General features: G+C 45.1%; 32 protein-coding genes. 1 reads left to right on the top strand and 31 read right to left on the bottom strand.

The window, feature by feature from the left end:
- Nucleotides 1–137: 137 nt before the first annotated feature.
- The 30 genes from GT1_RS07130 to GT1_RS07270 all read right to left on the bottom strand — a co-directional run bounded on the left by GT1_RS07130 (nt 138) and on the right by GT1_RS07270 (nt 23568).
- Entirely contained in the window at nt 138–680 is a 543-nt protein-coding gene (locus GT1_RS07130; RefSeq protein ID WP_109298194.1) for a SpoIIIAH-like family protein, read from the bottom strand.
- A 10-nt stretch (nt 681–690) separates the two neighbouring features.
- Entirely contained in the window at nt 691–1305 is a 615-nt protein-coding gene (locus tag GT1_RS07135) for a hypothetical protein (protein ID WP_075755595.1), read from the bottom strand.
- Between the two features lie 14 nt (nt 1306–1319).
- Complete coding sequence (gene spoIIIAF, locus GT1_RS07140) at nt 1320–1958, bottom strand: stage III sporulation protein AF (protein ID WP_083945469.1); 639 nt, start codon at nt 1956–1958, stop codon at nt 1320–1322.
- Nucleotides 1959–1962: 4 nt separating this feature from the next.
- Nucleotides 1963–3123, bottom strand: coding sequence for a stage III sporulation protein AE (spoIIIAE, locus tag GT1_RS07145; protein WP_188398124.1), 1161 nt, complete (start codon nt 3121–3123; stop codon nt 1963–1965).
- A gap of 12 nt (nt 3124–3135) precedes the next feature.
- Nucleotides 3136–3522 (bottom strand): stage III sporulation protein AD, encoded by a 387-nt coding sequence (gene spoIIIAD / locus GT1_RS07150; RefSeq protein ID WP_075755591.1) that lies wholly within the window; start codon nt 3520–3522, stop codon nt 3136–3138.
- A 17-nt stretch (nt 3523–3539) separates the two neighbouring features.
- Entirely contained in the window at nt 3540–3740 is a 201-nt protein-coding gene (gene spoIIIAC, locus GT1_RS07155; protein WP_223226097.1) for a stage III sporulation protein AC, read from the bottom strand.
- A gap of 33 nt (nt 3741–3773) precedes the next feature.
- The gene (spoIIIAB, locus tag GT1_RS07160; RefSeq protein WP_188398125.1) at nt 3774–4289 is read right to left on the bottom strand and encodes a stage III sporulation protein SpoIIIAB; all 516 of its coding nucleotides are present in this window, start codon (nt 4287–4289) and stop codon (nt 3774–3776) included.
- A complete protein-coding gene (spoIIIAA, locus tag GT1_RS07165; protein WP_188398126.1) occupies nt 4280–5281 on the bottom strand; it encodes a stage III sporulation protein AA in 1002 nt (333 codons plus the stop codon). Before spoIIIAA ends, spoIIIAB begins: the two co-directional genes overlap by 10 nt.
- Nucleotides 5282–5465: 184 nt before the next feature.
- Complete coding sequence (locus tag GT1_RS07170; protein ID WP_188398127.1) at nt 5466–5948, bottom strand: CD1247 N-terminal domain-containing protein; 483 nt, start codon at nt 5946–5948, stop codon at nt 5466–5468.
- A gap of 273 nt (nt 5949–6221) precedes the next feature.
- A complete protein-coding gene (efp, locus tag GT1_RS07175; RefSeq protein ID WP_188398128.1) occupies nt 6222–6779 on the bottom strand; it encodes an elongation factor P in 558 nt (185 codons plus the stop codon).
- 23 nt (nt 6780–6802) lie between these two features.
- Nucleotides 6803–7870, bottom strand: a complete 1068-nt coding sequence (locus GT1_RS07180) for an aminopeptidase P family protein (protein WP_349305842.1) — start codon at nt 7868–7870, stop codon at nt 6803–6805.
- The gene (gene aroQ / locus GT1_RS07185; protein WP_188398130.1) at nt 7870–8328 is read right to left on the bottom strand and encodes a type II 3-dehydroquinate dehydratase; all 459 of its coding nucleotides are present in this window, start codon (nt 8326–8328) and stop codon (nt 7870–7872) included. Before aroQ ends, GT1_RS07180 begins: the two co-directional genes overlap by 1 nt.
- Nucleotides 8329–8477: 149 nt before the next feature.
- Nucleotides 8478–10151, bottom strand: a complete 1674-nt coding sequence (locus GT1_RS07190; RefSeq protein ID WP_188398131.1) for a penicillin-binding protein 2 — start codon at nt 10149–10151, stop codon at nt 8478–8480.
- A 61-nt stretch (nt 10152–10212) separates the two neighbouring features.
- Nucleotides 10213–10428, bottom strand: a complete 216-nt coding sequence (locus tag GT1_RS07195) for a DUF4911 domain-containing protein (protein ID WP_188398132.1) — start codon at nt 10426–10428, stop codon at nt 10213–10215.
- Nucleotides 10425–11660 carry a U32 family peptidase gene (locus GT1_RS07200; protein WP_188398133.1) on the bottom strand — a complete coding sequence of 412 codons (1236 nt, stop codon included), beginning with the start codon at nt 11658–11660 and terminating at the stop codon, nt 10425–10427. The genes GT1_RS07195 and GT1_RS07200 overlap by 4 nt, the downstream gene beginning before the upstream one ends.
- A complete protein-coding gene (locus GT1_RS07205; RefSeq protein ID WP_223226098.1) occupies nt 11657–12268 on the bottom strand; it encodes an O-methyltransferase in 612 nt (203 codons plus the stop codon). Before GT1_RS07205 ends, GT1_RS07200 begins: the two co-directional genes overlap by 4 nt.
- A gap of 1 nt (nt 12269) precedes the next feature.
- Complete coding sequence (gene mltG, locus GT1_RS07210; protein WP_223226099.1) at nt 12270–13283, bottom strand: endolytic transglycosylase MltG; 1014 nt, start codon at nt 13281–13283, stop codon at nt 12270–12272.
- 101 nt (nt 13284–13384) lie between these two features.
- Nucleotides 13385–13723: a DUF1292 domain-containing protein gene (locus GT1_RS07215; protein WP_075755580.1), complete on the bottom strand. Its 339-nt coding sequence runs from the start codon at nt 13721–13723 to the stop codon at nt 13385–13387.
- Nucleotides 13724–13790: 67 nt separating this feature from the next.
- Nucleotides 13791–14225: a Holliday junction resolvase RuvX gene (gene ruvX / locus GT1_RS07220; RefSeq protein ID WP_075755579.1), complete on the bottom strand. Its 435-nt coding sequence runs from the start codon at nt 14223–14225 to the stop codon at nt 13791–13793.
- 37 nt (nt 14226–14262) lie between these two features.
- Entirely contained in the window at nt 14263–15210 is a 948-nt protein-coding gene (locus tag GT1_RS07225) for an aldo/keto reductase (protein ID WP_188398134.1), read from the bottom strand.
- Nucleotides 15211–15468 (bottom strand): IreB family regulatory phosphoprotein, encoded by a 258-nt coding sequence (locus GT1_RS07230; protein ID WP_075755577.1) that lies wholly within the window; start codon nt 15466–15468, stop codon nt 15211–15213.
- A 146-nt stretch (nt 15469–15614) separates the two neighbouring features.
- Nucleotides 15615–18233 carry an alanine--tRNA ligase gene (alaS, locus tag GT1_RS07235; protein WP_188398135.1) on the bottom strand — a complete coding sequence of 873 codons (2619 nt, stop codon included), beginning with the start codon at nt 18231–18233 and terminating at the stop codon, nt 15615–15617.
- A 110-nt stretch (nt 18234–18343) separates the two neighbouring features.
- Complete coding sequence (locus GT1_RS07240) at nt 18344–19369, bottom strand: AI-2E family transporter (RefSeq protein WP_188398136.1); 1026 nt, start codon at nt 19367–19369, stop codon at nt 18344–18346.
- 60 nt (nt 19370–19429) lie between these two features.
- The gene (locus GT1_RS22515; protein WP_255430415.1) at nt 19430–19552 is read right to left on the bottom strand and encodes a hypothetical protein; all 123 of its coding nucleotides are present in this window, start codon (nt 19550–19552) and stop codon (nt 19430–19432) included.
- Between the two features lie 79 nt (nt 19553–19631).
- Nucleotides 19632–19829 (bottom strand): hypothetical protein, encoded by a 198-nt coding sequence (locus tag GT1_RS07245; RefSeq protein WP_075755573.1) that lies wholly within the window; start codon nt 19827–19829, stop codon nt 19632–19634.
- Nucleotides 19830–19840: 11 nt separating this feature from the next.
- Nucleotides 19841–20356, bottom strand: a complete 516-nt coding sequence (locus GT1_RS07250) for a PRC-barrel domain-containing protein (RefSeq protein ID WP_188398137.1) — start codon at nt 20354–20356, stop codon at nt 19841–19843.
- 66 nt (nt 20357–20422) lie between these two features.
- Complete coding sequence (gene mnmA, locus GT1_RS07255) at nt 20423–21517, bottom strand: tRNA 2-thiouridine(34) synthase MnmA (RefSeq protein WP_188398138.1); 1095 nt, start codon at nt 21515–21517, stop codon at nt 20423–20425.
- A gap of 7 nt (nt 21518–21524) precedes the next feature.
- Complete coding sequence (gene nifU / locus GT1_RS07260) at nt 21525–21896, bottom strand: Fe-S cluster assembly scaffold protein NifU (RefSeq protein ID WP_075755570.1); 372 nt, start codon at nt 21894–21896, stop codon at nt 21525–21527.
- Nucleotides 21897–21920: 24 nt separating this feature from the next.
- Nucleotides 21921–23132, bottom strand: a complete 1212-nt coding sequence (gene nifS, locus GT1_RS07265) for a cysteine desulfurase NifS (RefSeq protein ID WP_075755569.1) — start codon at nt 23130–23132, stop codon at nt 21921–21923.
- A gap of 1 nt (nt 23133) precedes the next feature.
- On the bottom strand, nt 23134–23568 hold the full coding sequence (locus GT1_RS07270; protein WP_075756049.1) for an Rrf2 family transcriptional regulator: 435 nt from the start codon (nt 23566–23568) through the stop codon (nt 23134–23136).
- A 307-nt stretch (nt 23569–23875) separates the two neighbouring features.
- On the opposite strand from GT1_RS07270, the gene GT1_RS07275 reads away from it, so the two are divergent.
- On the top strand, nt 23876–24493 hold the full coding sequence (locus GT1_RS07275; protein WP_188398139.1) for an acetate uptake transporter: 618 nt from the start codon (nt 23876–23878) through the stop codon (nt 24491–24493).
- A gap of 144 nt (nt 24494–24637) precedes the next feature.
- On the opposite strand, the gene GT1_RS07280 is transcribed toward GT1_RS07275, so the two are convergent.
- Nucleotides 24638–25963, bottom strand: a complete 1326-nt coding sequence (locus GT1_RS07280) for a replication-associated recombination protein A (RefSeq protein WP_223226100.1) — start codon at nt 25961–25963, stop codon at nt 24638–24640.
- Nucleotides 25964–25966: the final 3 nt, after the last annotated feature.

A 25966-nucleotide genomic window follows, 5' to 3' on the forward strand; every position in this document is an offset into this window, starting at 1 on the left:
TACTGCATACAGGTATTATATTTATATTATTATACCAAGCTTTTTCCATTTTTACAATTTAAGCAATAAAGAAAACACAACTTGTGCTGAGCTTTTATAAAGATGATGCGAAAAAGTAAGCAAAGCTACAACTCCACTCAGGGTTTGGCACTAACCGTTATATCTTCAGGCTTAACTCCGGCAAGGCGGCTGATCACTTCTGCCACTTGCACAACTTCTTCCTGGGTAAGCGCCGTGGTCTTTACTACTGCGCTTACTGAATTGTCACTAATAAATACAAGGGCGTCGGTAAACCCTTTTGCTTTAATTAAATTTTCCATCTCAGCCTCACGCTGTTTTTCCAGAGTCATTTTTAAAATGGTTTCTTGCGCCTGATGCTTAGTATCTTCAGCTGCAGCATTTTTAATAATCTCCCGCAAAAGGTCTGACCTTTCACTCCTGATTTTATCCCGTTCTAACCGGTATTCGGTAAAAAAATCCGGAGCCATAACAGGTACGACTTGCTCTGATAGTATTGGCCTGGTAACTTGCATAGCATTCGATCTGTCAGCCCTGACCTGATACGTATCCTGAATATAATTCCAGGCACCACTGAGCAGCAGGGAAAAAATACCTATTACTACTACAAAAATAGCCATCTTCCCCAGCCTGTTCACAGAAAATACCGATATTATTTTCATCCCTCTCACCTCACTTTCTTTGGGGCATAACTGTAATTTTATAGGATGGAATCCCCAAACCTGATTCGACAGCTTTGGTAAGGTTGGCTTTTACGGTTGAATCATATGCACCTTCGGCCACGACCAGAACCCCCTTAATTACCGGTTTAAATTCCCGTACCATTACCGCTTTGTCGGCACCATTTTCCCTGCTTAACAATACTTGCTCTGTCTCTTTAATTTCTGTTGTCGTACGCAGACCACCTGTATTATCTTTTTCCTGTACGGTTTTAGTTTCTTTGGTAATGTTTTTGGCATGCTCCTGCATACCGCCGGTTTCAAGGATAATACTTACCGAAACGGAACCGGCTCCTCTGACCTGGGCCAGAAGATTGGCAAGTTTACTTTCAAGAGCTTCTTCATAACTGCGACTTACAGCCGGAGTAGTCTTAGGTGTTTCTAAGGGCACTGCGGGTGCAGGCGCGCTAAATGGCTCATAAACTCCACCAACAACCAGCAGCATAACTCCGAGTAGTCCCAGCCAGATCAGTCTGGCATTTACCGCTCCGGCTTTTACAATTTGACTGGGTATAGTTTTTTTTACTCCTGCCAGCCATTCTTTAAGAGATATTTTTAATGCAGTCATACCATGTAACCTCCTTAATGTAAGCGTTTAACCCCAATTTGACCGGTCTTAAGCTGATATAGCTCAGACACTGTCCGTTTAACCTTGTCAGTTACTGCTGTAGATAATTGTTCCGGTTTTTTTGATGTTTCGCGGATAGCCGGACCACCAACGGTTATTTTTTCAATCTTTCGTTCATCGGCAGTAATTCCCGGTTCAATATAAATCACTACATTTTTAATCCTCCCGATACTTTTACCTTTGCTGCCTTGCTCGTCGGTGCTATCTAAGTCTACTGTCACTTTGGCGTCAGCAACCCCGTCAATAGCCAGTACTGTTGCCCTAATTTGCTTGGCCAAATCCCGTTTGTAGATATCACGGGCTAATTGTTCCCTTTTATCGACAACATGATTGGCTGCGTGTAAAATATCATCCGGACGGCTCTCGGACCGGGTTGCTAATGCCGGCTGCAGGTCTTTGGTCCACTTATTCTCCATAATCTCAATAACGGGTTGTAAAATAGTAAGCATAATAAACAAGCCCATAATCACGCGCACAAATCGCTGCATACTATTGCTAGGCAGCAACAGTTCCAGAAAAGAGGCAAATAGTACGACAAATACTATACCCTTGACCCAAACCGTAATAGAATCAATCATACCATCACCTGCCATAAGCCTATCGGAGCATCATGGCAACACTGCCGGCACCGATAATCATAGTAATTACCAAAAACAACATGAGAACAACGGTGAGTAACGCACCGAATACCAATAACAGGTTATTACCCATAGCATCAAGACATTTAGCCATATTCTCATCACCCATGGGCTGGATCAGTGCTCCGGCAATTTTAATTACTACTACCAGGGAGATAAGTTTGATGACAGGCAGCGCACAAAGCAATGCAATTGTCAATACACCAAAGATGCCTACCGCATTTTTTAATACCAGGGATGCCCCCATAACTAATTCAACCGTATCGGCAAACATTTTACCCACTACCGGGATAAAGGTGGCTGTTGCATATTTTGCCGTCCGCAAGGTCAGCCCGTCGGCAACACTGCCGGCGACGCCCTGAATACTTACTATGCCAATAAATACTACAAGTACTAAGCCCAGTACCATCATACCGGCCTGTTTCAGCACACTGGTCAAATTACTGAGTTTGTATTTGCCGGAGAGATAGTTGACACATTCTAAAACTGCAGTTAAAAATAACAAAGGTAAGATGATATCTTTAACCACCACACTGGTTGCACTAACCACAAATAGCATTAACGGGGTAAACAATGCTGCCGAGGTCAAAGCACCAACTCCGGCTAGCAGAGACAGCAGCAGCGGCAGCAGTGCCTCCATAAAGCCAACTATATTACCTACGGTTTCCCGCGCAAGGGAGAGTCCTTGATAAAAAGCACTTAAGGCAATGACACACAGGAAAATAAAGCAGACACTATAGGATAACAGTGAAATGGAGGATTGCTCAAATGAATTTTGCAAATTCTGTAATAAAGCACACAAAACAGCCAAAAACAAAAGTTTACCCATAAGATGGATATTGGTTGCTAATTCCTTAAACAGGTAGGCAATAAATTTATTACCTACCGCCTGCCAGTCAATAGAAAATCCCTTACTGGCAATATCTTTAATTACATCGGTAGTCAAGAGCGGGATATCTTCATGCAATTCCTTATTAACGGTCTGAATAAAGTGATTTACCTGATTGACTGATGATTCCTCCAGCAATTCAAACGGAATTGCCTGATTTTCCTCAGGTGCTGCCCAGGCCATATTGCTATACAAAACAAGCAGTAACACTATTATTATTATTTTCTTCACACACACTCCACCTTAAGGAATGAGTCTTACAATGGTATCCAGTACCAAGGCGATAATTGGTACGGCCATAACCATAACCAATATCTTGCCGGCAAATTCAATCTTGCCGGCGACTGCTCCTTCACCAGCGTCACGACATACTTGGGCACCAAATTCGGTCACATAAGCAATACCAATAATTTTGAGGATGGTATTTAAATACATCTGGCTAATATTGGCTTTTTCTGCTAAGTCACGAAATAAATCAAGTACAACATTCAGTTTGCTTAGCACCATTAAAAAGATAATAGCCGACAGCGTCAAGCCGAGCTGTACGGCAAGCTCAGGACGTTGCTGTTTTATTACTAAGATTAGCAAGGTAACGATAAATCCAAGCCCAATGATTTGAATGATTTCCATGACGCTTACAACACCCCTTAGAACAGCTTAAATACGTCCTGGACGGTGTTAAACAAGCGGCCTAATAGTTGTACCACCCATAATAACACCATGGCAAAACCGGCAAGTGTACATAGATGAGCCATGTCTTCCTTGCCTGCCTGTTTTAACGCAGTGTGGAAAACCGATATCAAGATACCTACCCCGGCAATTTTAAATAGAATATCCAGCCCCATCATTACCCTCCTTTTACTACTAAAGATATGGTTTGGTTATACCAGAACTATGACTACTGCCAACCCGCCGCAGATACCGAGATAGCGATACATTTTAACATTCTGTTCACATAGTCTTTCGGCTTCATATTGAATCCGTGATAATTGTTCCTGGGCCAAATCAAGCGATTTATGTTGTTCTTCCCGGTTCATACCGCCTAAGTTGGCGCTAAACACTGACAGAACTTCCCTTTCAGGGTTATGTAATACTAGCTTATTTGAGTCTTTAAGGGCCTGATTCAATGCCGCCTGTGGTGTTAAGCCGTTATCTGCCAGTAATAATGCCATGGCTTGAAACAATTCGGCTACAGGCCCGGTAATACCGCCGGTAGACTGAACTAAGGCTGCCGGTAAGGGGATTGCCGTATAATTAATATGAGACTTTAGCGCCGCCAAACAACTGATTATTTGGCGAATTTGCCGCGGACGTTCGGCATACTGTGCCGCTAACATAAACCCCAGAGAAACGCTGGCAATGATGACCAGCAAACTGCCTAGTATCTTCAACCACATATTCCCACCTCATCCGGACAAGTATATAAAACTTTTTCTTGGCGTGAATCGAATATTTCTTCAATAGTACCTGGCCCTAAGCGGCTGCTAAGGACGACATACCTGTCAAAAAGCTTTTGTGCCAGTAATTCGCCAATGTACGGACGCCCATACAGCTCATTAACTGTCCGGCTATGAACGGTAGCAACCACTGTTACACCGGCACAAATGGCTTCCCTTACCGCAATTACGTCTTCCTGCCGTCCCAATTCATCTGTTGCTACTACCTGAGGAGCCATTGAACGGATCAGCATAAGCATCCCGCTTGCTTTGGGGCAGGTATCAAGCACATCAACACGCGGACCTAAATCGACACTGGGAATTCCGTTTTGACAGGCGGCAATTTCGGAACGTTCATCCACCACACCAATTTGTACTCCGGCAATACCGAGTGACGGCTTACCTGTACTTAACTGTCTGATTAGGTCGCGCAGGATGGTGGTTTTACCACACCGTGGCGGTGAAATGAGCAAGGTATTTACTATCCTCCCGCATTCCCGGTCTACCATATAAGGCAGAATACTGTCGGCACAGCCCGGAATAGCTTTGGCCAACCGGAAATTTAGCGAGCTGATACACTTGATTGTTTTAATGACCCCGGCAAAAACTGTTGCCTGTCCAGCCAAACCAACCCGGTGACCGCCAGGAATGGTCAAATATCCTTGACTCACTTCTTCTTCAAAAGCATAGACGGAATTCTTGCATAACAGTTGAAATATACGGGACAAATCCTGGCTGTTGCAGCAATAGGCCTCTGACGCAGCCGTTTTACCTGCCTGAGGAACCATAATATCGCTGTTGTCTAAGACCAGCAGTAAAGGCTGATTGACCCTGATACGGATTTCGGTGATCTCATTGATAATGTTGTCAGGCAGCTGCAGTAACAAACTGGCAATATGGGAAGGCAAGACCGGACAAATCTCCTGTTGTAAAATGCTTTTCCTGTTTTTCATTATTTTTTCATCCTCATAACTACTGATATGGTAACTTGTCTTGCACCTGGTTTCTTTACATAGATATGTCGGGGAAAAAAATATATACCAAAAAAGAAGAACATGACTTATGCGAACCACTGGCAATTTTGCAAAAAAATAAATCCCGGGAGTTTTCCCGGGATGAGGCTAAAGCGAAATATATTTATATACCTGGATGCATAATATGGCCGGAATCTTTTGTATCATGCATATGACTTGCCGTAATATCCAGGGTGTTGTCATAAACGACACCGCCACAATACGGGCAGGTAACCTCAATATCCTCCACATCATCTAATATCTCGGATTCAAAAGTAACCAATTCATGACAATCCGGGCAAGCCACTTCAACCATATCGTCTTCAAAGACGTCTTCATACATCTCATCGTCGTAATCATCATCATCTTCATTGTCAAAATCTTCTTCATATACTTCTTCTTCAAGGTCAGTCAGATCTTCGTCAATAGACTCCACATAATCTTCGAGTTCTCTTTGCGCCAGGTTGACATTACGGACTTCATCAGCGAAAGAATCAAGTACATCAATAATATTGAGCAAAACTTTGCCCTCAGATGAATGTTCGTTAACATTAAGTCCTTGAGTTAATCCATGTAAATAGGCGACTTTTTCCTTAAGATTTCTCATAAAAACTTAACCCCCTTTAGCTATGTTCTACTATTCATTGGCTACTAGTAGTATGTCCAATGCTTATTAAAACATAACTTAGTGCTGCATCCGGCAATAACATGAAGTATATCACCGGCCTTTTTGCCGCCAGACTTTGTTGTCGTCGCCTTACATATGTCCGATATGCGCGGCTCCTCCGCCGCGCCTGACAACAAAAATGCTCGGCGCTATACTTCATAACATCACCGGATGCAGCACCAGGGGGTTTTATGCCTTACAGTTATTTAGCTGTTATGCCCGCTCGATATAATCGCCGGAACGGGTATCTATTCTCAAAACCTCACCGACATTGATAAACAGCGGCACACGAACAACATGGCCGGTTTCCAGCTTAGCCGGTTTGGTACCACCGGTGGCGGTATCGCCGCGAATACCGGGGTCTGTTTCAACAACAGTAAGTTCAACCGACATAGGTAAATCCATGCCAATTACATTACCTTGGAAGAATAATACGGCAATATTCATATTTTCTTTTAAGAATTTACGCGCATCACCCATTTGTTCAGCCGATAATTCAATCTGTTCAAAAGTTTCATTATCCATTAAATTGAACATTCCGTCGCTTTCATACAGGAATTGCATTTCACGACGATCAACATGTGCTTTGGGTAATTTTTCGCCGGCATTGAACGTCCGCTCAACAACAGCACCGGTACGGCCATTTTTTAATTTGGCCCGAACAAATGCAGCTCCTTTGCCTGGTTTTACGTGTTGAAAGTCAACAACCTGCCAGACATCGCCATCAATTTCCACTGTTACACCGGTACGAAAATCATTTACTGAAATCATTGATAAGCCTCCCCATAGTTCAATCAATTAGCTATTTCTATTAAATCCTTGCTACTGGCAGTAAGAATTGTACAGCCGGCAGCAGAAACTGCAACTAAATCTTCAATCCGTACGCCGCCCCAGTCCGGAAGATAAATTCCCGGCTCAACAGACACCACCATGCCTTCTGCCAAGACGACTTCCCCTAACGGCGACAATCGGGGCTCTTCATGGATAAACAGCCCCACCCCATGGCCCAAACCATGCCCAAAGTATTCACTATAGCCGGCATCAGCAATTATCTGTCTGGAAACGGCATCGATTTCCTTGCCTCTTTTTCCGGCCTTCACGGCATTCACACCCGCCAATTGGGCCTCTAATACAATATTATATATTTCGCGCTGTTTATCAGTCGCCCGTCCTGCCACAACCGTCCGCGTCATGTCAGAATGATATCCCTGATAAACTGCGCCAAAATCCATAGTTATAAAATCCCCGGCTTCGATGACTTTATTGGTAGCCCTCCCATGCGGCAGCGCACCTCTCGCTCCGGAAGCCACAATCGTATCAAACGCCGGTTTTTCAGCACCAAGCTTGCGCATTTGGTATTCCAGCTCTAACGCAACCTCTAATTCTGTAATTCCCGGTTTAATTATCTTGAGGGTTTGGTCAAAGGCAAAATCGGCAATCTCAACCGCTTTGGTGAGCAGTTCCAGTTCTGATTGATCTTTAACCATGCGTAAGGCATCAAGTGTAACAGGCCTAAGCTCTATGGCCGTCAGACGCTCTGCCAGTTTTTGATAAAATTCCCATGTCACAAAATCACTTTCAAAACCAACACGCACCATTCCCATGTCCCGGCAATGCTCTGCCAGCGTCTCAAAGAGGGACGCTCCGTGCCGGACAACTTGGTATAACGGCGCTTGCTGGTTTGCTTGTTCAATATACCTAAAATCAGTCAATACCTTTTGTGTTTGCCGGCTGATCAGCAGTACACCCGCCGATCCGGTAAAACCACTAAAATAATGACGATTCTCCGGTTTGGTGACAATAATGCCATCAACCCCGCCTGTGTCCATCATTGCATATAATCTTGCCAGCCGCTGCTCGATCATTGTTTATCTGCTCCTAGTAAACCTGCTGCTGCTTCCAGCGCCAACAGGTAGCTATTTGCACCAAATCCTGCTATTTGGCCAACAGCTATTGGTGAAACAACCGAATGATGGCGGAATTCTTCCCGGCGATAGATATTCGATAAATGCACTTCAATAGCAGGAACACTTACTGCTGCCAGTGCGTCCCTCACAGCAATGCTATAATGGGTAAAGGCCGCCGGATTGATAATAATACAGGCATACTGGCCCTGAGCCTGCTGAATGGCATCAATCATGACGCCTTCATGGTTTGTCTGAATGACAGTCAGTTCCAAACCCAATCCTTCTGCCCTTTCCTGCAGCATTGCATTAATATCTTCAAGTGTAGTCGCACCGTATATATCCGGCTCACGCTTTCCCAGCAAATTCAGATTGGGTCCGTGCAAAACCAATATTTTTTCTGTATCTGCTCTCAATCCATCATCTCCAGCACTTGTCTTCCTTAGCTAGCAATTACAATTTATTCAAAAAAATGGTTATGTATGTACCAGCTTTTACATTTTAGCATATATTTTTTATTTTGACTACAAAAAACGATGAAGGTATTCCCTTCCTGCCAGCCGTGTTACTGCTTCAAAACAGCTGCAGCTATTTCCCGAAAAATGGGAGCAGCAACATTGCTGCCTGACATGCCTTCTTCGACAAATATAACTATGACATATTGCGGCCGATCAAGGGGTGTAAACCCGGCAAACCAAGCGTGGTTAATCCCTTTACCGGTTGAACTGATTCGTCCGGTTTCAGCCGAACCTGTTTTACCGGCCGAACCAGCCCCTTCTACATAAGCAGCCTGGCCGGTTCCATATTGAGTAACAGCTGCCATCATTGTCCGCAATCTTTCGGCCGTTTGCCGTGACATTACCCGCACCGCCGAACTGGGTTGAAATTTTTTTACAATTGCACCGTCAGGACTGGCAAACATGCTTACAATATATGGCTCCACTTTGATGCCGTCGTTGACAATGGTTGCCGTCATTTGAGCCAACTGTACCGGCGTAGCTTCACAAAAGCCCTGGCCAATGGCTAAATTGGCTAAATCACCCGGATATAACTGATCACTCTCCGGCAAATTACCTTTACTTTCACCCCAAAAATCCAGCTTGGTCCGGGAACCGTACCCAAGCTTTTGGGCCATAGTAATAAGCTTGTCAGCTCCCAGTTTTAAAGCTATTTCAATAAATACCGGATTACTGGAATGGGCCATGGCTTCCGTAAGCGTCAGCCGGCCTTTGGGCCCTTGTTCGTAATCCCAGCCCTGGAACCGGACATTATTCACATCAATGAAGCCTTGATCAAAAAAGCTGTCATCCATGCGCACGGTCTTGTTTTCCAATGCAGCTGCGGCTACTACCAATTTAAACACCGATCCGGGCTGGTAGGCTGAAATTGCCCGGTTTAAGAGCGGAGCACTGCTTTGATCCAAATAATGGCTCAGATTATTCGCATCAAAAGCCGGCCGTGAAGCCATAGCCAGCACCTCGCCTGTATAGGGGCGCATAACTACCACAGCACCCTTAACCATAGTATGATCCATAACTTTTTCAACTTTTTGCTGAATATGTTTGTCAATGGTTAAAATAATATTGGTTTCTCTGTTGCCGACAGTAAGTTTCATCCGTTTATAGCCCAGGCCGGGAATAAGCTGCTGGCCGGCATCTACAAGTGCAGCCACATATTCCGGCTGGCTGCCATGTAATAATTCATCATACATCCCCTCAATGCCGCTGACCCCTTTGTTATCTGCCGCATTGATATAACCAACCACATGAGAAGCCAATACACCATGACCATAGCGAACTTTTTCAGCAACAGCCACAACCCCTGGTATCTGCATTTCGTTGATCTTCCGAGCAGTATCATAACCGATATCTTTAGCCAGCCGAAAAGGATATTGGCTGGTGCTTAGGCGGCGGCGCAGCGCCATATCAAGCTGCGCCTGCGGCAAGTCGATAATGGTATCCAGTTTATGTAATGCCTGTCCTGTTTTATGCTCAATTTGCCCGGGAAACACGATAACATTATATTGTTGCGAAGTGCTGGTTAACGGTAAACGGTTACAATCCAATATCTCGCCTCTGGCAACTTCTACCGGCAGTTCCTGCACACGAATACTCAGCCCTTCCAGCGCTAACTGCGGACCGTGAATAATCTGAAGGTAGAACAGGCGCAGAACTAAGAAACCTGCTGCCACCAAAAAAAACAATAACAATTGATAAATGCGTCTATTGGAATAAGCCATACTGCCGCCTTTCTGTATGAAACATATAGGCATAGTATGGCTTATTAACGTAAAAGGTTATTCAGGCTTCAACATATTGAACCTCAATCGGCAGATGGGCCAGTATTTCACGGACATCGCCAGCCGTATCCGGGGTTGCCCGGATTATCAAAATTCCGGCCTTCCGGTCCAAAGTACTGACAACCCCCAGATATTCATATCCTTCCATGATTCGGTTAACAAAATTTACATCTTTGGGTTCAACCTGAATGCAGATCGGTTTTATCGTGTCTTTCATTCAGACCCCCGCTTGGCCTCAGGACGTCTTAGCATAGCGTAAGGCACCACTGGTTTGTCTACCGGCATGGTTATAATTTGCTGCGGGTGAGGCGCTACATCGATAGCATGGCCTTCGGCATCAAACATCGCCCGAATGGTCTGAACGAAATTTTCTCTGCCAGGCTGCATAATTTCAATCTTTTCCCCAACCTTCATATTGTTGCGCTGCTCAACAACAGCCCTGCCTGTTGCCGGATCATATTCTTTGACAAGTCCGATAAAATCATGGGTTTGCAAATAGCTGGACGAAGTATAAATCTGATCCTGTTCGGTAGTTTTATTAAAATAAAAGCCGGTTGTATATTCCCGGTGCGATACTTTTTGCAGTTCTTCCAGCCATTCCTGCTTAAGGTGAAAAGTACCGCCTGCACTGACATAAGCATCAATGGCTTCCCGATAAACCTTGATAACGGTAGCAACATAATGAACACTTTTCATGCGGCCTTCAATTTTAAAGCTATCTAAGCCACTGTCAATTAACTCAGGCAAATGAGTAATAAGACATAAGTCTTTGGAATTGAAGATATAGGTACCGCGTTCATCTTCCACCACAGGCAGATAAACTCCCGGCCTGCTTTCTTCCATAACATGATATTTCCAGCGGCAAGGCTGCGCACATTGCCCCCGGTTAGCGTCGCGTCCTGTTAGATAATTGCTTATCAGACAGCGCCCCGAATAAGACATACACATCGCACCATGAACAAAAGCTTCCAGTTCAACAGCTGCCTTTTCCCGAATAAGTCTGATATCGGCCAGTGAAAGTTCTCTTGCCAGCACTACCCGTGCTGCGCCAAGCTCTTGCCAAAACTGAACGGTCGACCAGTTTGTGCTGTTAGCCTGTGTGCTGATATGAATAGGCAGCGCCGGCGCGACTTGGCGGGCTATGCGAAAGACGCCAAGATCTGAGACAATGATAGCATCAGCGCCCATAGCAGCAACAGCGCGTATGTAATCAGGCAAAGCAGCCAGATCATCATTATGAGGAAAAATGTTAATCGTGATATAGGCTTTTTTGCTCAGACTGTGAGCAAAAGCAATGCCTTGTTTAAGCTCATGTTCTTCAAAATTATCGCTGAAGGCCCGCAGGCCAAATGCTTTTCCGCCCATATACACAGCATCTGCGCCATAAAGGAGCGCCATCTTTAGTTTTTCTAAATTCCCCGCTGGGGCTAACAACTCCGGTATTTTCATATATTCGCCCTTCCCTGATAATGCGATACGGCCATACCATCACCAGTGTGATGCACTACCGTCTTGAACCGCTTATCTTTAGTTACAAAGTCAAGGTACGCCTTAAGCCGTTTAATAATTGTGCGAAAACGCCTGGGTGCATTACTGTCATCAAGAACCCAGCCTCTAAAGAGAACATTATCGGCAATAATAACAGCTCCTGGAAGCAGTTTATCCATAACTTTATGCAAGTAGTCAAGATATTGCCCCTTGGCTGCATCAATAAATACCAAATCAAAACTGCCGGTTAATGCCGGTAAAACCTCGCCGGCATCACCGGCAATCATGCTAACCTGCTCAAGCTTGCCCGCCTGAGCCAAAAAATTGCTGGCAATTTCGAGCCGGGCTCCATCTTGCTCAATGGTTGTGATCTTACCATTCGGTGCCATTGCAGCCGCCAATAAGAGCGTGGAATAGCCAATGGCTGTCCCGATTTCCAAAATCGATACCGGTTTGGCAGCGGCAGTCACTTCCTGCAGCAAGCGGCCACCTTCCCGGCTGATAATTGGTACCATATGAATATTGGCGTAGTCCTGCATGGTAATTAAGATCTGCTGTTGCTTGTCCATACTAAATCTGCACCTGACTGATTGCGCTCAAATGTTCTTCATAAGTCTTACTAAAGTGATGCTTGCCCTGTTTATCGGCAACAAAATACAAATAATCGGTCTTCTCAGCAAAAAGTACCGCTTTAATGGCTGCACTGCCCGGATTGGCAATAGGTCCTGGCGGCAATCCCATACTCTGGTAGGTGTTATACGGGGAATCGATTTGTGTATCCTGAATGGTAAGTTCAGCCTTCGGATACCCCAAAATATACTGAATGGTGGCACAGGATTGCAGCGGCATGTCTTTCCTCATTCTATTTGAAAATACACCGGCAATTACCGGCTGTTCTTCACTCAGTTTAGCTTCTTTTTCTACCAGTGAAGCCAGGATAATGACCTCACGGACAGAAAGCCCCAGTTGGGCTGCCTGCTGCCTGAGATCAGGTGTTAGTTTGGCATCAAATTGTTTGACCATCAGGGCCAGCATTTCTTCCTCACTGATTCCCTTGGCAAACCGGTATGTGTCAGGAAAAATAAATCCTTCGGCACTATATTTTGTATTAGGGTTAGCTTGCATATACGGATAGGGGGAAAAGGTTTTAGCCAAAGCTTTAAACTTTTCCGGATCAGCTATTTTTTTCTCAGCCAATAGCCCGGCAATCTGATCAACGGTATATCCTTCCGGAATAGTAATTTGCTGATAGGCGGTTTGACCTTGTGACATCATATCAAGCATTTGGTTCACTGGCATTACCGGGCTAATCGCATATTCTCCAGCCTGCAGCGAGTTTTCCACACCTCGAAGCTTAGCAGCAATCCGAAAGACGAACGCATTTTTAATTAAGTCTCTGTTTTCCAGTTCATCTGCAATTACTTTGGTCGGAGTGCCTGGTTTAACAGTAAAAACAACCGGTTCACCGGCAGTACCGGCCGGTTGAGCAAACGTCCAGCCAAGCATAGCGCTAAAACCAACAAGTGTTATTACCAGTATGCTGACCATAGTTGTTGTAGACATCAAATTTTTCAGCATAATCATTAACTATCTCCCGTTCCTGTAATCTGAAGCTATTATATTATAATATATAATGCCAAGGTAGACAAACAATAAAAAAAGAAGCCTGTTCGGCTTCTTTATTTTTATTCTTCCTCGTCTTCAAAAACTAATTCTTCATAAGCCTGGCGAACTGCTTCAAACTCTTCATCTGTTGGATCTACGTAAATTTCTTCGCCATCTTCATCAACATCAATCCGGGCAATAAACACATCGGTTTCTTCATCACAGCCACAACCGCAGCTACAGCTGTCTTCGCCGCCTTCTTCTTCAACGTCGATGGGTACCAGTATAGCGAAACGCTTGTCACCAACAGGAACAATCATATCTTCGCGATAATAGTATTCGTTGCCTTCTTCGTCAGTCATGACTACTACCGGTTCGTCTTCAAACTCCATGATATCATCTTTTTCATTGTCAGCCATTTCTTCACCTCATTTTACTCATACGCAATGTAATTGTATCCTAGAAAACATATCCTGTCAAGGAAACCTATGGCTCTCTTGCTGTTGTGCGGGGCAAACTGTCAAGATAGCCCTGCAGTATAAATACAGCAGCCATTTTATCAATAACCTGACGGCGTTTGGCCCGGCTGACATCAGCCGCTATCAATGACTTTTCCGCCGCTACGGTTGACAGGCGTTCATCCCAAAAGGCAGCTTCCACATCCGGAATAGTTTGCAGCATGTCCTGAGCGAACTGTTTTACGAGTTCACCCCGGGGACCGATAGTACCATTCATATTTTTGGGCAAACCGATAACAACCAATCCCACTTGATACTGGTTAATCAGTTCTTTCAGCCTGGCAAAGTCCCGGGACGGCGTCGTTCGCCTGACAACCTCCACCCCTTGTGCTGTCAGTTTGAGTTCGTCACAAACAGCCACACCTATGGTTTTGTCCCCAACGTCAAGTGCTAGTATACGCATATATCCTCCAAAATATATAGCAAAATAGATATTTTTATTAAATTACTTTTAAACAGAAATCCGGACAATAGGCGCCGCAATAACCGCATAAGATACACCGGGCGTAATCGGCTCTGATTTTGCCCTCAACAACGGCTAATGCCCCTGCCGGACAGCGCGAGGCACACTGGCCGCAACCGACGCACCAATCTTCCACCAGCAGTCTTCTGGGTGCTGCTATCACTTTGTCCCAGAGCTGACTGTCAGGATTTTTACCGGAAAATATGGCTGTATTCAGCAGCACTTCATCGATTGTCTGCATACCGACAGCAATGGAAGTAATGCCTGACTGAGCCAGTATCCAGGCAAAAGCCTGCGCAGCAATGGCATTTAAGTGTCCCCCGCCCAATGCTTTCATCGCATAGATGCCTTTGCCACAGTCTACCGCAAAGCGGATGGCTTCCAGCATTTCGCCGGCAGTCCCGTCCGTAATGCCAATTCCTTTTATGTTGATTATGGGATGAATTATATCTATTTCCTCAATGAGGGCAGCGGCCCGCACAACGTCAATGGTATGGGTTGACACACCGGTTGCCCTGATTATTCCCTGACGTTTGGCATCACACAAGTACGCCAGCGCGTCCGCATGACCTTTGAGCGTCATTCTGGAAGACTGTTCATGCAGTAGAAATATATCAATATAATCACGGCCAATTTCGCGGCAAGCAGTTTCCACGCTTGTCCGCATAGCCTCATAAGTATAGGCATAAGATTTGGACGCAATAATTATATCTTTCCCGCCATCAGCCATGGCTTTCCGAATATAAGGATATGTACCATATAATTCGGCAGTATCAACAAAATTGACCCCTGCATCAAACGCTGCTCTCATAACGGCAGCCCCCTCGGCAAGCGGGCGGTTTGACTGCAAGGGGCCAATAGTGAGTCCGCCAAAACATAGTTTTGACACCTTAAGACCGGTTTGGCCAAGTACCTGATAATCCATTTACTTGTTTTTAAGATAGGCTCGGACTAACTCCTCAATAATTTCATCACGTTCCAGCTTGCGAATTAAACTGCGCGCATTATTATGGCTGGTTATGTACGTTGGGTCACCGGATAGCAAATATCCAACCAATTGATTTATCGGATTGTAGCCTTTTTCCCTTAATGACTGGTAAACCGTAGTCAGGATTACTTCCGCTGCATTGGTTTCATCATTATGTACTTTAAACATCATGGTCTCTTGGGATGTGTTGGTCATAAAGCCTCCTCCTCCCTTATATTATCGGCAAAGCATTAACCTATATATTCTACTTCTCACTATATTTTTCCTGTTAGTTTATTAAAATTTTTACAGGCAGGCCTCAAAGCCTGCCTGTAAACCGGTCTTTTTTGGTAGAGTACGACCTATTTTATTTGTGTTTTAATAATTTGTTCGGCAATCTGCAGTGCTTCACCGATTTTTTCCGGCTGCTTGCCACCGGCTTGAGCCATGTCAGGCCGCCCGCCGCCGCCGCCGCCAGCCGCTTTGGCTGTTTCCTTAATGATATTGCCGGCATGGATACCTTTTTTTACACAATCGGCAGTTGCCATCGCAATAAAATTAACCTTATCGCCGTTAACAGCACCCAGCACAACTACACCGGATTGTAAACGGTCACGCACCATGTCGCCGGTTGCACGCAAATTTTCCATGTCGGCAGCAACCACTTGCCCGATAACAACCTGCACTCCATTAATATCTTTAATAGCGGCTAACAGGTCTTGTACCTCGTTCTTAGCCAATTTTGTCTGCAGTGCACTTACTTCTTTTTCTAAATCACGGACACGTCCGTTGAGACCCTCAAGCCGGGTTACCATTTCTTCCGGCCGGGTCTTAAGCAAGGCTGACGCTTCCTTGATAAGGCCGGTTTGAACCTTGAGGTATTCATGTGCCCCATAACCGGTAACAGCCTCAATCCGGCGCATCCCGGCACCAATGCCTGCCTCGCTGATAATTTTAAACAGGCCAATTTCGGCAGTAACGTCAACATGCGTACCGCCACACAGTTCTTTACTAAAGCTGTCTACCATGACAACCCGTACCTGCTCACCGTATTTTTCACCAAACAGAGCCATTGCTCCCATTTCCTTGGCTACATCCTGAGTAGTCTCAATAATGCCAACACTGGTGTTATTCAAAATGACATCATTTACAATTTCCTCAACTTCAGCAAGCTGTTCGGCGGTTACAGGCGCAAAATGCGTAAAGTCAAAACGCAGACGACTGTCATCAACAGAGGAACCGGCCTGATTAACATGTCCGCCCAACACTTGTTTTAAAGCAGCATGCAGCAGATGAGTGGCAGTATGATTACGGGCAATATGCCGGCGTCTGGCAAAATCTACGGTTAAATCAGCCGTTTCACCGGTTTTGATTGAACCTTCACTCACCTGACCAATATGGTAAATCGTTCCATCAGGCAGCTTGCGGGTATTGTTTACTTCGATTTTACCCAGTAAACCGGTAATCAGGCCGGTATCTCCCACCTGACCGCCACCTTCGGCGTAAAAAGGCGTAACATCTAAAATAACGGCAATTTCATCCCCGTCAAAGGCTTCTTCAACAATTTTACCTGCTTTAAACAGCAGGACGACTTTGGCAGTTTCGGCATCAGGTTTATAACTAAGCTCTTCTGTCACCAAATCTGATAAATCAGGAATAACAACCTGCTCTTCATTATCCTGCCGTGCAGCACGGGCCCGTTCGCGTTGTTCATTCATGGCCTGGTTAAAACCTTGCTTATCCAAAGTCATGTTATGTTCGCTCAAAATCTCTTCCGTAAGCTCCCACGGGAAGCCAAAGGTATCGTACAGCTTAAAGGCGGTTGTGCCGTCAAGGGTAGTTTTGCCGGCTTGGGTCAGCTCCTGGATATGTTTATTTAATAATTCAATCCCCTGAGTAAGGGTGGTATGGAAACGTTCTTCTTCTAATTGAATTACTTTTTTCAGATATGCTTTTTTGTCGCTAATATCCGGATAGGCCTCAGCGAAAATACGGGAAACCACATCAACAATATCTGTGAGGAACGGTTTTTCAATCCCCAGCAGGCGGGCATGGCGGACAGCCCGCCGCAAAATCCTGCGCAGAACATAGCCGCGGCCTTCATTGGAAGGTAATACACCGTCGGCAATCATAACCGTCATGCTGCGGCCATGGTCGGCAATTACTTTTAGTGACACATCATTTTTAGCAGATTGTCCATAGGTAACACCAGCCACATTCGCCGCATAGTCGATAATGGGATATAATAAATCGGTTTCAAAATTTGAACGTTTATGTTGCAGCACTGAAGCTATCCGCTCCAGGCCGGCGCCGGTATCAATATTCTTCTTGGCAAGCGGCGTATAATTGCCGTTTTCATCCCGGTCAAACTGAGTAAAGACCAAATTCCAAATTTCTAAATAACGGTCACAATCACAGCCTACTGCACAGCCAGGCTTGCCGCATCCCCGCTCTTCACCTAAATCAATATGGATTTCCGAACAGGGACCACAGGGTCCTGGGCCAATCTCCCAGAAATTCTCTTCCAGCCGGATAATGCGGTCTGCCGGGATTTTAATATCATTATGCCAGATGTCAAAAGCTTCATCATCACCGGTATGTATGGTAATCCAGAGCTTGTCTTGGGGCAATTCCAACTTCTCGGTCAGAAATTCCCAGGCCCAGGCAATGGCTTCTTTTTTAAAATAATCACCGAAAGAAAAATTGCCAAGCATTTCAAAAAAAGTATGATGGCGCGCAGTCCTGCCTACGTTTTCAATATCACCGGTACGAACACATTTTTGGCTTGTAGAAATCCGGGTATGCGGCGGTTTCATTTTGCCGGTAAAAAAGGGTTTAAATGGAGCCATCCCTGCACCGATTAACAGCAGGGACGGATCATTCTCAGGAATGAGTGAATAACTTGACTGAATCAGATGATCTTTACTTGCAAAGAAATCCAGAAACAGTTTTCTCAGTTCGTTTCCGGTTAGTTGTTTCAAATCAATCAGCTCCAATGTGCTAAATTTAATCCATTATTCTGCTGGAATTATACTACAGTTTAAGATTTAGTGTCAATATTTGGTGTTAACAGGGTTTATTTCAGGAAAAACTACAACAATAACTTAATACTATGTTTAACAAGTACTTTTCCCACTGCCGCCACCGGTACGCCCAGCAGCATGCCAATAATCCCAAATAATTCTCCGCCGGCAAACAAAAAAAAGATTACAGTAAGCGGATGCAGCCCCACACTCTCTCCTAATATCTTCGGGGCAATAACACTACCTTCCAATTGGTGGATAACCAAAAATAATATTGCTACCTTCAGGGCCAATACGGGTGATTCCAGCAATGCCAGTGTTACGGCCGGAGCGGCTCCAATAAATGCACCAAAATACGGAATAATATCAAGCAATCCGGCGGCAATACCTATTAACAGGGCAAAAGGAACATGAAACAAATATAAGCCGGAGCTCACTAGTACACCGACAATTAGGGCTACGGTAAGCTGGCCGCGAATGATTCCGCTTAACACGGTATCAATGTCCTTAAGAGCCTGGGTTAGTTCATTCCGCCAATGGCACGGAACCAACCGAAAGATGCCTTCTTTGATTGAGTGCCCATCGCGCAGGAAATAATAAGCCAGTATCGGCGTAATAGCCAGCCCGATTACATGGGAAAGCAAGCCCATAATACTGCCGGCCAATTCACGGGCAAAAGACTGGCCCGCCTGTTGCAACGCCAACATGGAATCATCAATAGCAACACGCATGGAATATGGTATAACTGAATTTTGATATTGACTCTGAATAAGATAAAGCAGTTCCTCACCTTTTTTAAAAATATGCGGTAATTCTTTGGCGAAATTTTCCAGATCATTGACAAAAATAGGCACAAGACGAGTTGTTCCCAGAACAAAAACAGCAAATACAACAACATACAGCAGGGCAATAGACCAGCCGCGTGACAGACCTTTATTTTCCAGATAACATACGCCCGGATTAAGCAGATATACTAAAAATAAAGCAATTAAGAATGGATAGAGGCTGCTGCGGACAAGCCAGAGAAAATATACAATTGCCGATAAAAATAATAGTACAAGAATAAGCCGGAAATGCTTTTTGGTGAGCTGCATATTTTCCTCCTGTAGTTGAATAAGAAAAAGGAGACCACAAGGCCTCCCTATTACTGAATACTAATCCAGTTTTTTCATCAGTCGCCGGCGTGCCCGGCGCGCACCCCGCATCAACTCCCGGGTGGTGTCGGTAACGGTGTCGGTACTGCGCTCAAGCAGCGGTTTTTTCTGTGGTTTGGCCATGGGACCTATGATAGCGCCGAGTACGGTTCCTAGAAATCCACCGAAGATCAACCCTTGCCAAAAATTGCTGCGCATCATATCACCCCTTTTGTACCTCTAGATTTACAGTACCCTGCAGCAAATCCTCATATAGAGTCAAAGTGCCGTCAGCCTCAACATTAAAAATTTTTACGTCTTGGTTCCGGACCATAAACTCCACACAACAGTCCCAGCAGTAGTACTGGTCGGCACCCACTTTACCTATTCCATGTCGTCCGCATACCGGACAAGTTGTCATGCAAATCCACCTCACACCTCTTTTGATTCAGGTATAAGAAGATTGGTCATAGTGTCAGGAACTATCACACGTTCCTGACTAACAACTTGTGCCTCAGGCAGCGGCATAACTTTGCGGCCATACAACAAATCAGTGATAAGGCCTTCAGAAACTTCATAAGCCTTTATTTCACCGGTAGCAGAGTCAAAAAGAGCGTCAACCAATATGCCTAAACTTAATCCGGCATCAGTATAAATCGGCTTATCCAGTAAATCATTCAAATGGTAGACCGTTCCCGGCATCATAGCCGGTGTTAAGTCCCTCACTGCATAAGCAGCCCTGACCATAACGGCGGCACTGCCTACCCTGGATAAATCTTCAAACAATATACCCTGGTCGTTAGTAAACCAATTAGCGCCAGCAAGGACAATACCACGAACAACAGCCTGCTCCAAGTCTACAATTACTTCTTTTACCTCGCCAATCTGCGTGCCGGTCCCGGTAATAAGCACCGGCAGGCCAAATATTTCACGTAATTTTTGCATCATAGGCCTCCTGAGCAGATGGTAGTATTAGTATAACCAGAATTCAGACTGTTTATAGCATCCGTACTGCTATTTCACTACTTTTGTAATAATGCCGCCACCGACAACAATATCATCATGGTAAAATACTACTGATTGCCCGGGCGTTATGGCGCGTTGCGCCACAGCAAACCTTACATGCACTTGTCCATTGCCGATTGGTGTTACCGTGGCTTTCGCCGGCATTGCACTATAACGAATTTTGGCGTCGGCAACAAGTGGCTTGTCCAGGTTATCGATAGTAATAAAATTGAGATCATCAGCAACAAGTTCGGATGCAAAAACATCCTGGTCTGAGCCGACAATCACTTCATTACGCTCTGCATCAACCGCCACCACATACAAAGGTTTGCCGACCGCTAAGCCAAGACCTTTGCGCTGCCCGACGGTATAAAGCTGCACCCCCTGATGTTTGCCTAACACTTTGCCGGTAGTATCAATAATATTTCCCGGTCTGAGTGATTCAGGTATCCGTTCTTTCAGGAAAGCTTTATAGTCATCATTAGGCACAAAACAAATTTCCTGGCTGTCCGGTTTATCGGCAACCGACAACTCCAGCTCTTTAGCCAGTTTTCTTGTCTCGGTTTTTGTAAAACTGCCTAAAGGCATTAAAAAATGGCTTAAAGTATGCTGATTCAGGTGATATAAGGCATAGGACTGATCTTTAGCAGGGTCTACCCCCTTTTGCAGAATATAACGCTGCCGGTTTTCATCATAGCGAATCTGAGCATAATGGCCGGTGGCCACATACTCTGCCCCCAAAGCCAGCGCTTTAGTCAGCAGACCTTCAAATTTGACATAACGGTTGCAGGCAATACAGGGATTAGGGGTTCTGCCTGCGGAATACTCTGCCATAAAATACTTAACAACAGTTTCCTGAAACATATCCCGAAAGTTTAATACATAATAGGGAATGCCGAGTTTATTGGCAACCCGTCTGGCGTCATCAACCGCTGATAGGGAACAACAGCCTCTACTGTCAGGATCATCACTCCCCTGATCTTTTTCCCATATTTGCATTGTCGCGCCGATTACATCATAGCCTTGATGAACAAGAAGGGCGGCAGTTAAAGAACTGTCCACCCCTCCGCTCATGGCTACAACCACTCTGGGCTTGTCAGCCATTCATAAATCACTTTCCTTTTTTAGCAATGTAGTCCTTTATAGCTTCATGCAGCGCATCGGCTGCCAAATTAGAACAGTGCATTTTTGCCGGAGGCAAACCACCTAATGCCTCAGCCACCGCTTGGTTGGAGATTGTCAAGGCTTCATCCAGGGTTTTGCCTTTAACCATCTCTGTTACCATACTGCTGGTAGCGATAGCCGCGCCGCAGCCGAAGGTTTTAAACTTAACATCGGTAATTATGTCGTTTTCCACCTGCAGATAAATCCGCATAATATCGCCACATTTGGCATTACCCACTTCACCAACACCGGCAGCGTCTTTTATTTCGCCGACATTACGGGGATTGGAGAAATGGTCCATAACTTTGTCATTATACATTAGTATCCTCTCCTCAACCTTCAATTAGTGATGATGATGGCAACTAGAGCAAGGATTAGACGGCTTAAATTCAGCCGCGCTTCCATATAATGGCGACATGCTGCGCAGCCGTTCCACAATTTCCGGTACAACGTCCAGGAAGTAGTTGACATCTGCCTCTGTATTTCCCTTACCCAGTGTAACTCTAAGTGAACCATGCGCTACTTCGTGGCTTAGACCCATAGCTAAGAGGACATGCGAGGGATCTAAAGAACCGGAAGTGCAGGCAGAACCGCTGGAAGCCGCAATTCCTTTCATATCAAGATTCAAGAGCAATGACTCCCCTTCGATGAACAGGAAGCTGAAGTTAGCATTGCCCGGCATTCTCATTTCCGGATGACCATTTAGCTTTACATGGGGAATCTTCTCCATAACGCCGGCAATAAGCTTGTCGCGCAAGCCGGTAACATAAGCGACCTTCTTATCCATATCCTGTTTAGCGATTTCTGCTGCTTTCCCTAATCCGACAATTCCTGGTACATTTTCGGTACCGGCCCGCATATTACGTTCATGACCGCCACCATGCTGAATTTCCTCAACTCTTACACCACGGCGGATATAGAGGGCACCAACGCCCTTGCTGGCATAGAATTTATGACCTGACAAGGTCAGCATATCTATATTTAATTCTTTTACATCAATAGGATAATTGCCGGCAACCTGTACGGCATCGGTATGAAAATAAATTCCCTTTTCCCGTGCAAGTTGTCCGATTTCTTTGATTGGTTGAATTGTTCCAACTTCATTATTGGCGAACATAACACTAATAAGTATGGTCTTGTCTGTTATGGCATTTTTTAAGTCTTCCAGGCTAATCATGGCATTTTCGTCAACCGGCAGATAGGTAACAGTAAAGCCCTGTTTTTCAAGGTATTCGCAGGTATGAAAAATAGCGTGATGCTCAATACCTGTAGTAATTATATGATTTCCTTTCTTGCGGTTGGCATAAGCCACACCCTTAATGGCTAAGTTATCCCCTTCTGTGCCGCCGCTGGTAAAGAAAATTTCCCTTGGTTCAGCGTTAATCAAGGCGGCCACCTTTTCCCGGGCATCCTCCATCGCTTTGCGGGCTTCCCGGCCAAAAGCATGGACGCTGGATGCATTGCCGAATTTGTCGGTCATATATTCCAGCATCAATTCAGCAACTTCCCGGTCAACGGGAGTCGTGGCCGAATGGTCAAAGTAAATACGTTTCATGCTACTCATCTCCTTGTCCCTTTTCTTCATTGCATAAGTCTGCGAGCGTAATTGAATCTATCACAGAAGTAATGCTGTCTCTTACCTTAGCCCAAACACCGCGGGTCACACATATATCAACCCGTTCACAGAAGGTTCTGCTTGCATCATCAGCCAGCAAACAGTCAACCGGGGCAATTGGCCCTTCCATCGTGCGGATTACATCACCAACCGAAATTTCTGCGGGATCTTTAGTCAATGCATAACCGCCTTGGGCTCCCCGGACGCTTTTTACATATCCGGCCTTCCTTAGTGTACCCATTAACTGTTCCAGATAATGTTCGGATATTCCTTGACGCTGAGCTACGCTTTTAAGTGAAATGGCGCCTTGTCCATAGTGAAGTGCCAAATCATACATAGCCGCTACGCCATATCTCCCTTTCGTTGATAACTTCACTGCAACCTCTCCCAGCCCGGCTTTTCCGAGTATTATGATAGGTTTTCTTGCTTTTACATTTTTTAATATAGCAAAATTATGGATAATTGTCAAAGGCGAAACTGTTAATTTTTTTAGTATTCGTCATCTATAACGCTCTATGCGTCAGTTCAAGCTGTATTTTAGCAGTTTCAGTTGCCATTTATATCCTTACAGCACGTAAAACTTGACGCTAAAAAAAATCTCAATTAAATTAAAATTTTACCGGATTGACAAGCTATTCTGACTATGTTATTTTTTAAACATAGTATATATTAGGAGGTTTTTCATGAGTCTCAATACGAGCAACACACAATCGGTAAAAATCGTCACAGCCGATCCGGGCGGGCTGGGCCTATTTGGGTTAGCAATGGTTACTTTCGTAGCCTCTACCCAAAAACTGGGCTGGACTACAGGACTTTCTTTTGTTGTTCCCTGGGCTATTTTTTTGGGTGCCATTGCTCAATTGATTGCTTGCTTTAATGATTTCAAGCACAATAACACCTTTGGCGCAACAGCTTTTGGCGCATATGGTCTGTTCTGGCTTGCGGTGGCTACCAGTTGGCTGATTAAAATGGGAGCTTTCGGACCAGTACTAGCTGCCAATGTTGACGGTGCTCAGTTGGGAGTTGCCTTCCTTGGGTTCCTTATCTTTAGTGTGTTTATGACCATCGGCGCTATGGAAACCAATAAAGTTCTTTTCATTATATTCTTTCTTATTGATTTTCTGTTTATTGGCCTGGCAGCAGACGCCTTTGGTTTCGGCCATGGCTGGCATGTGCTGGCTGCCTGGTCTGAACTCTTAATTGCTTTGTTCGGTTTTTATGGCAGCGCTGCTGTTACTCTTAATGTTCATTTCGGCAAACCCTTTCTTCCTGTTGGCAAACCGTTCGGTATTTTTAAATAATCAACTTAATCATACTATGAAAACCGCCGGCGCGGGACGACCGTTATGCATAATCGAACGCTCGCGCCGGTGCTTGTCTCAGTACGTAAAATTTATACAGTCTATGAATCAAGAAAATGGCTCCCTTGGGGGGCCATTTTTCTTTTAGTTGGGATTCTTTTTGCGGATATGCCCAAGTCTTTCAGCAAAACCTGTTTCAAAACCATGGCAGGTAGGCTGATAGTATATCTTGTTTTTTAGCTTATCTGGCAGGTATTGCTGCTCAACAAAGCCGCCGTCATAGTTGTGAGGATAAAGATAGCCCTTGCCGCTGCCAAGCTTATGAGCGCCGCCATAATTACTGTCGCGAAGATGCTGGGGAACCGGACCGCAATCCATCTTCCGTACATCGGTGATGGCTTCGTCAATAGCCACATAGGCTGCATTGCTTTTGGGCGCACAGGCCAAATATGTCACTGCTTGGGCCAACGGAATCCGGCCTTCAGGCATACCGATAAACTGCACCGCTTGAGCCACAGCCATAGCTACGACAATTGCCTGCGGATCAGCATTACCGATATCTTCAGCCGCACTAATAACCAGGCGCCTGGCGATAAACTTAACATCTTCGCCAGCTTCGAGCATTCTTGCAAGATAATGCAGTGCCCCGTCAGGGTCTGAACCCCGTATGCTTTTTATAAAGGCTGACACGACATCATAATGGTTGTCGCCTTTTTTATCATAGGCTTGCAATTTTTCGCCGGCGACTGTTTCAATAATCTCCGGAGTGAGTATCCGGGCCTGATCCGGCCCAAACATGGCGGCTGCCTGTTCAAGTATGTTGAGCGCCGTTCGTGCATCACCACCGGCAATTGTGGCAATTTTCGCCAGCACAGCGTTGTCACAGCTTATTCCTTCCTGGCCGAGTCCTCGTTCACTGTCAGTCAGGGCTTGTTGTATGATCTGAATAATCCCCTGCTCATTAAGCCGTGTGAGCCGAATTACCCGCATGCGGGACAGAAGCGGCGAGTTTACTTCAAAATATGGATTTTCAGTAGTTGCTCCAATTAAAATAACGGTTCCATTTTCAACATATGGCAGCAGGACATCCTGCTGTCCTTTGTTAAATCTGTGAATTTCATCCACAAACAATATGGTTCGCCGCTGATGGAGCCTAAGCCGTTCTTGCGCACTTTCCACTACTTTTCGAATATCGGCTGTACCGGCGGCAACGGCATTTAATTTTTCAAACTGGCTGCCGGTGGTTTGCGCAATAATGTGAGCAAGTGTTGTTTTACCTGTTCCCGGCGGTCCATAGAGAATCATTGACGGAATATTATCAGACTCGATCATTCGCCGCAAAAATTTTCCCTGACCAATGACTTCTTCCTGCCCAATATATTCTTCCAGTGTTTGGGGACGCATTCTTACAGCGAGCGGCCTGCTGTCCTTCGGCTTGGGGTCAAATAAGTTTTGAGAAAACAGCTCCACAAT

The sequence above is a fragment of the Sporomusa sp. GT1 genome (genome assembly GCF_014634905.1).
In the GTDB taxonomy this organism is placed as follows: domain Bacteria; phylum Bacillota; class Negativicutes; order Sporomusales; family Sporomusaceae; genus Sporomusa; species Sporomusa sphaeroides.

What these genes read in the sequence shown, in the direction of transcription:
- GT1_RS07130 (WP_109298194.1), bottom strand. Translation starts at nt 680, where the DNA reads ATGAAAATAATATCGGTATTTTCTGTGAACAGGCTGGGGAAGATGGCT.
- GT1_RS07135 (WP_075755595.1), bottom strand. Translation starts at nt 1,305, where the DNA reads ATGACTGCATTAAAAATATCTCTTAAAGAATGGCTGGCAGGAGTAAAA.
- spoIIIAF (WP_083945469.1), bottom strand. Translation starts at nt 1,958, where the DNA reads ATGGCAGGTGATGGTATGATTGATTCTATTACGGTTTGGGTCAAGGGT.
- spoIIIAD (WP_075755591.1), bottom strand. Translation starts at nt 3,522, where the DNA reads ATGGAAATCATTCAAATCATTGGGCTTGGATTTATCGTTACCTTGCTA.
- spoIIIAC (WP_223226097.1), bottom strand. Translation starts at nt 3,740, where the DNA reads ATGATGGGGCTGGATATTCTATTTAAAATTGCCGGGGTAGGTATCTTG.
- spoIIIAB (WP_188398125.1), bottom strand. Translation starts at nt 4,289, where the DNA reads ATGTGGTTGAAGATACTAGGCAGTTTGCTGGTCATCATTGCCAGCGTT.
- spoIIIAA (WP_188398126.1), bottom strand. Translation starts at nt 5,281, where the DNA reads ATGAAAAACAGGAAAAGCATTTTACAACAGGAGATTTGTCCGGTCTTG.
- GT1_RS07170 (WP_188398127.1), bottom strand. Translation starts at nt 5,948, where the DNA reads ATGAGAAATCTTAAGGAAAAAGTCGCCTATTTACATGGATTAACTCAA.
- efp (WP_188398128.1), bottom strand. Translation starts at nt 6,779, where the DNA reads ATGATTTCAGTAAATGATTTTCGTACCGGTGTAACAGTGGAAATTGAT.
- GT1_RS07190 (WP_188398131.1), bottom strand. Translation starts at nt 10,151, where the DNA reads ATGGCTTATTCCAATAGACGCATTTATCAATTGTTATTGTTTTTTTTG.
- GT1_RS07195 (WP_188398132.1), bottom strand. Translation starts at nt 10,428, where the DNA reads ATGAAAGACACGATAAAACCGATCTGCATTCAGGTTGAACCCAAAGAT.
- GT1_RS07200 (WP_188398133.1), bottom strand. Translation starts at nt 11,660, where the DNA reads ATGAAAATACCGGAGTTGTTAGCCCCAGCGGGGAATTTAGAAAAACTA.
- GT1_RS07205 (WP_223226098.1), bottom strand. Translation starts at nt 12,268, where the DNA reads ATGGACAAGCAACAGCAGATCTTAATTACCATGCAGGACTACGCCAAT.
- mltG (WP_223226099.1), bottom strand. Translation starts at nt 13,283, where the DNA reads ATGATTATGCTGAAAAATTTGATGTCTACAACAACTATGGTCAGCATA.
- GT1_RS07215 (WP_075755580.1), bottom strand. Translation starts at nt 13,723, where the DNA reads ATGGCTGACAATGAAAAAGATGATATCATGGAGTTTGAAGACGAACCG.
- ruvX (WP_075755579.1), bottom strand. Translation starts at nt 14,225, where the DNA reads ATGCGTATACTAGCACTTGACGTTGGGGACAAAACCATAGGTGTGGCT.
- GT1_RS07225 (WP_188398134.1), bottom strand. Translation starts at nt 15,210, where the DNA reads ATGGATTATCAGGTACTTGGCCAAACCGGTCTTAAGGTGTCAAAACTA.
- GT1_RS07230 (WP_075755577.1), bottom strand. Translation starts at nt 15,468, where the DNA reads ATGACCAACACATCCCAAGAGACCATGATGTTTAAAGTACATAATGAT.
- GT1_RS07240 (WP_188398136.1), bottom strand. Translation starts at nt 19,369, where the DNA reads ATGCAGCTCACCAAAAAGCATTTCCGGCTTATTCTTGTACTATTATTT.
- GT1_RS22515 (WP_255430415.1), bottom strand. Translation starts at nt 19,552, where the DNA reads ATGGCCAAACCACAGAAAAAACCGCTGCTTGAGCGCAGTACCGACACC.
- GT1_RS07245 (WP_075755573.1), bottom strand. Translation starts at nt 19,829, where the DNA reads ATGACAACTTGTCCGGTATGCGGACGACATGGAATAGGTAAAGTGGGT.
- GT1_RS07250 (WP_188398137.1), bottom strand. Translation starts at nt 20,356, where the DNA reads ATGATGCAAAAATTACGTGAAATATTTGGCCTGCCGGTGCTTATTACC.
- mnmA (WP_188398138.1), bottom strand. Translation starts at nt 21,517, where the DNA reads ATGGCTGACAAGCCCAGAGTGGTTGTAGCCATGAGCGGAGGGGTGGAC.
- nifU (WP_075755570.1), bottom strand. Translation starts at nt 21,896, where the DNA reads ATGTATAATGACAAAGTTATGGACCATTTCTCCAATCCCCGTAATGTC.
- nifS (WP_075755569.1), bottom strand. Translation starts at nt 23,132, where the DNA reads ATGAAACGTATTTACTTTGACCATTCGGCCACGACTCCCGTTGACCGG.
- GT1_RS07275 (WP_188398139.1), top strand. Translation starts at nt 23,876, where the DNA reads ATGAGTCTCAATACGAGCAACACACAATCGGTAAAAATCGTCACAGCC.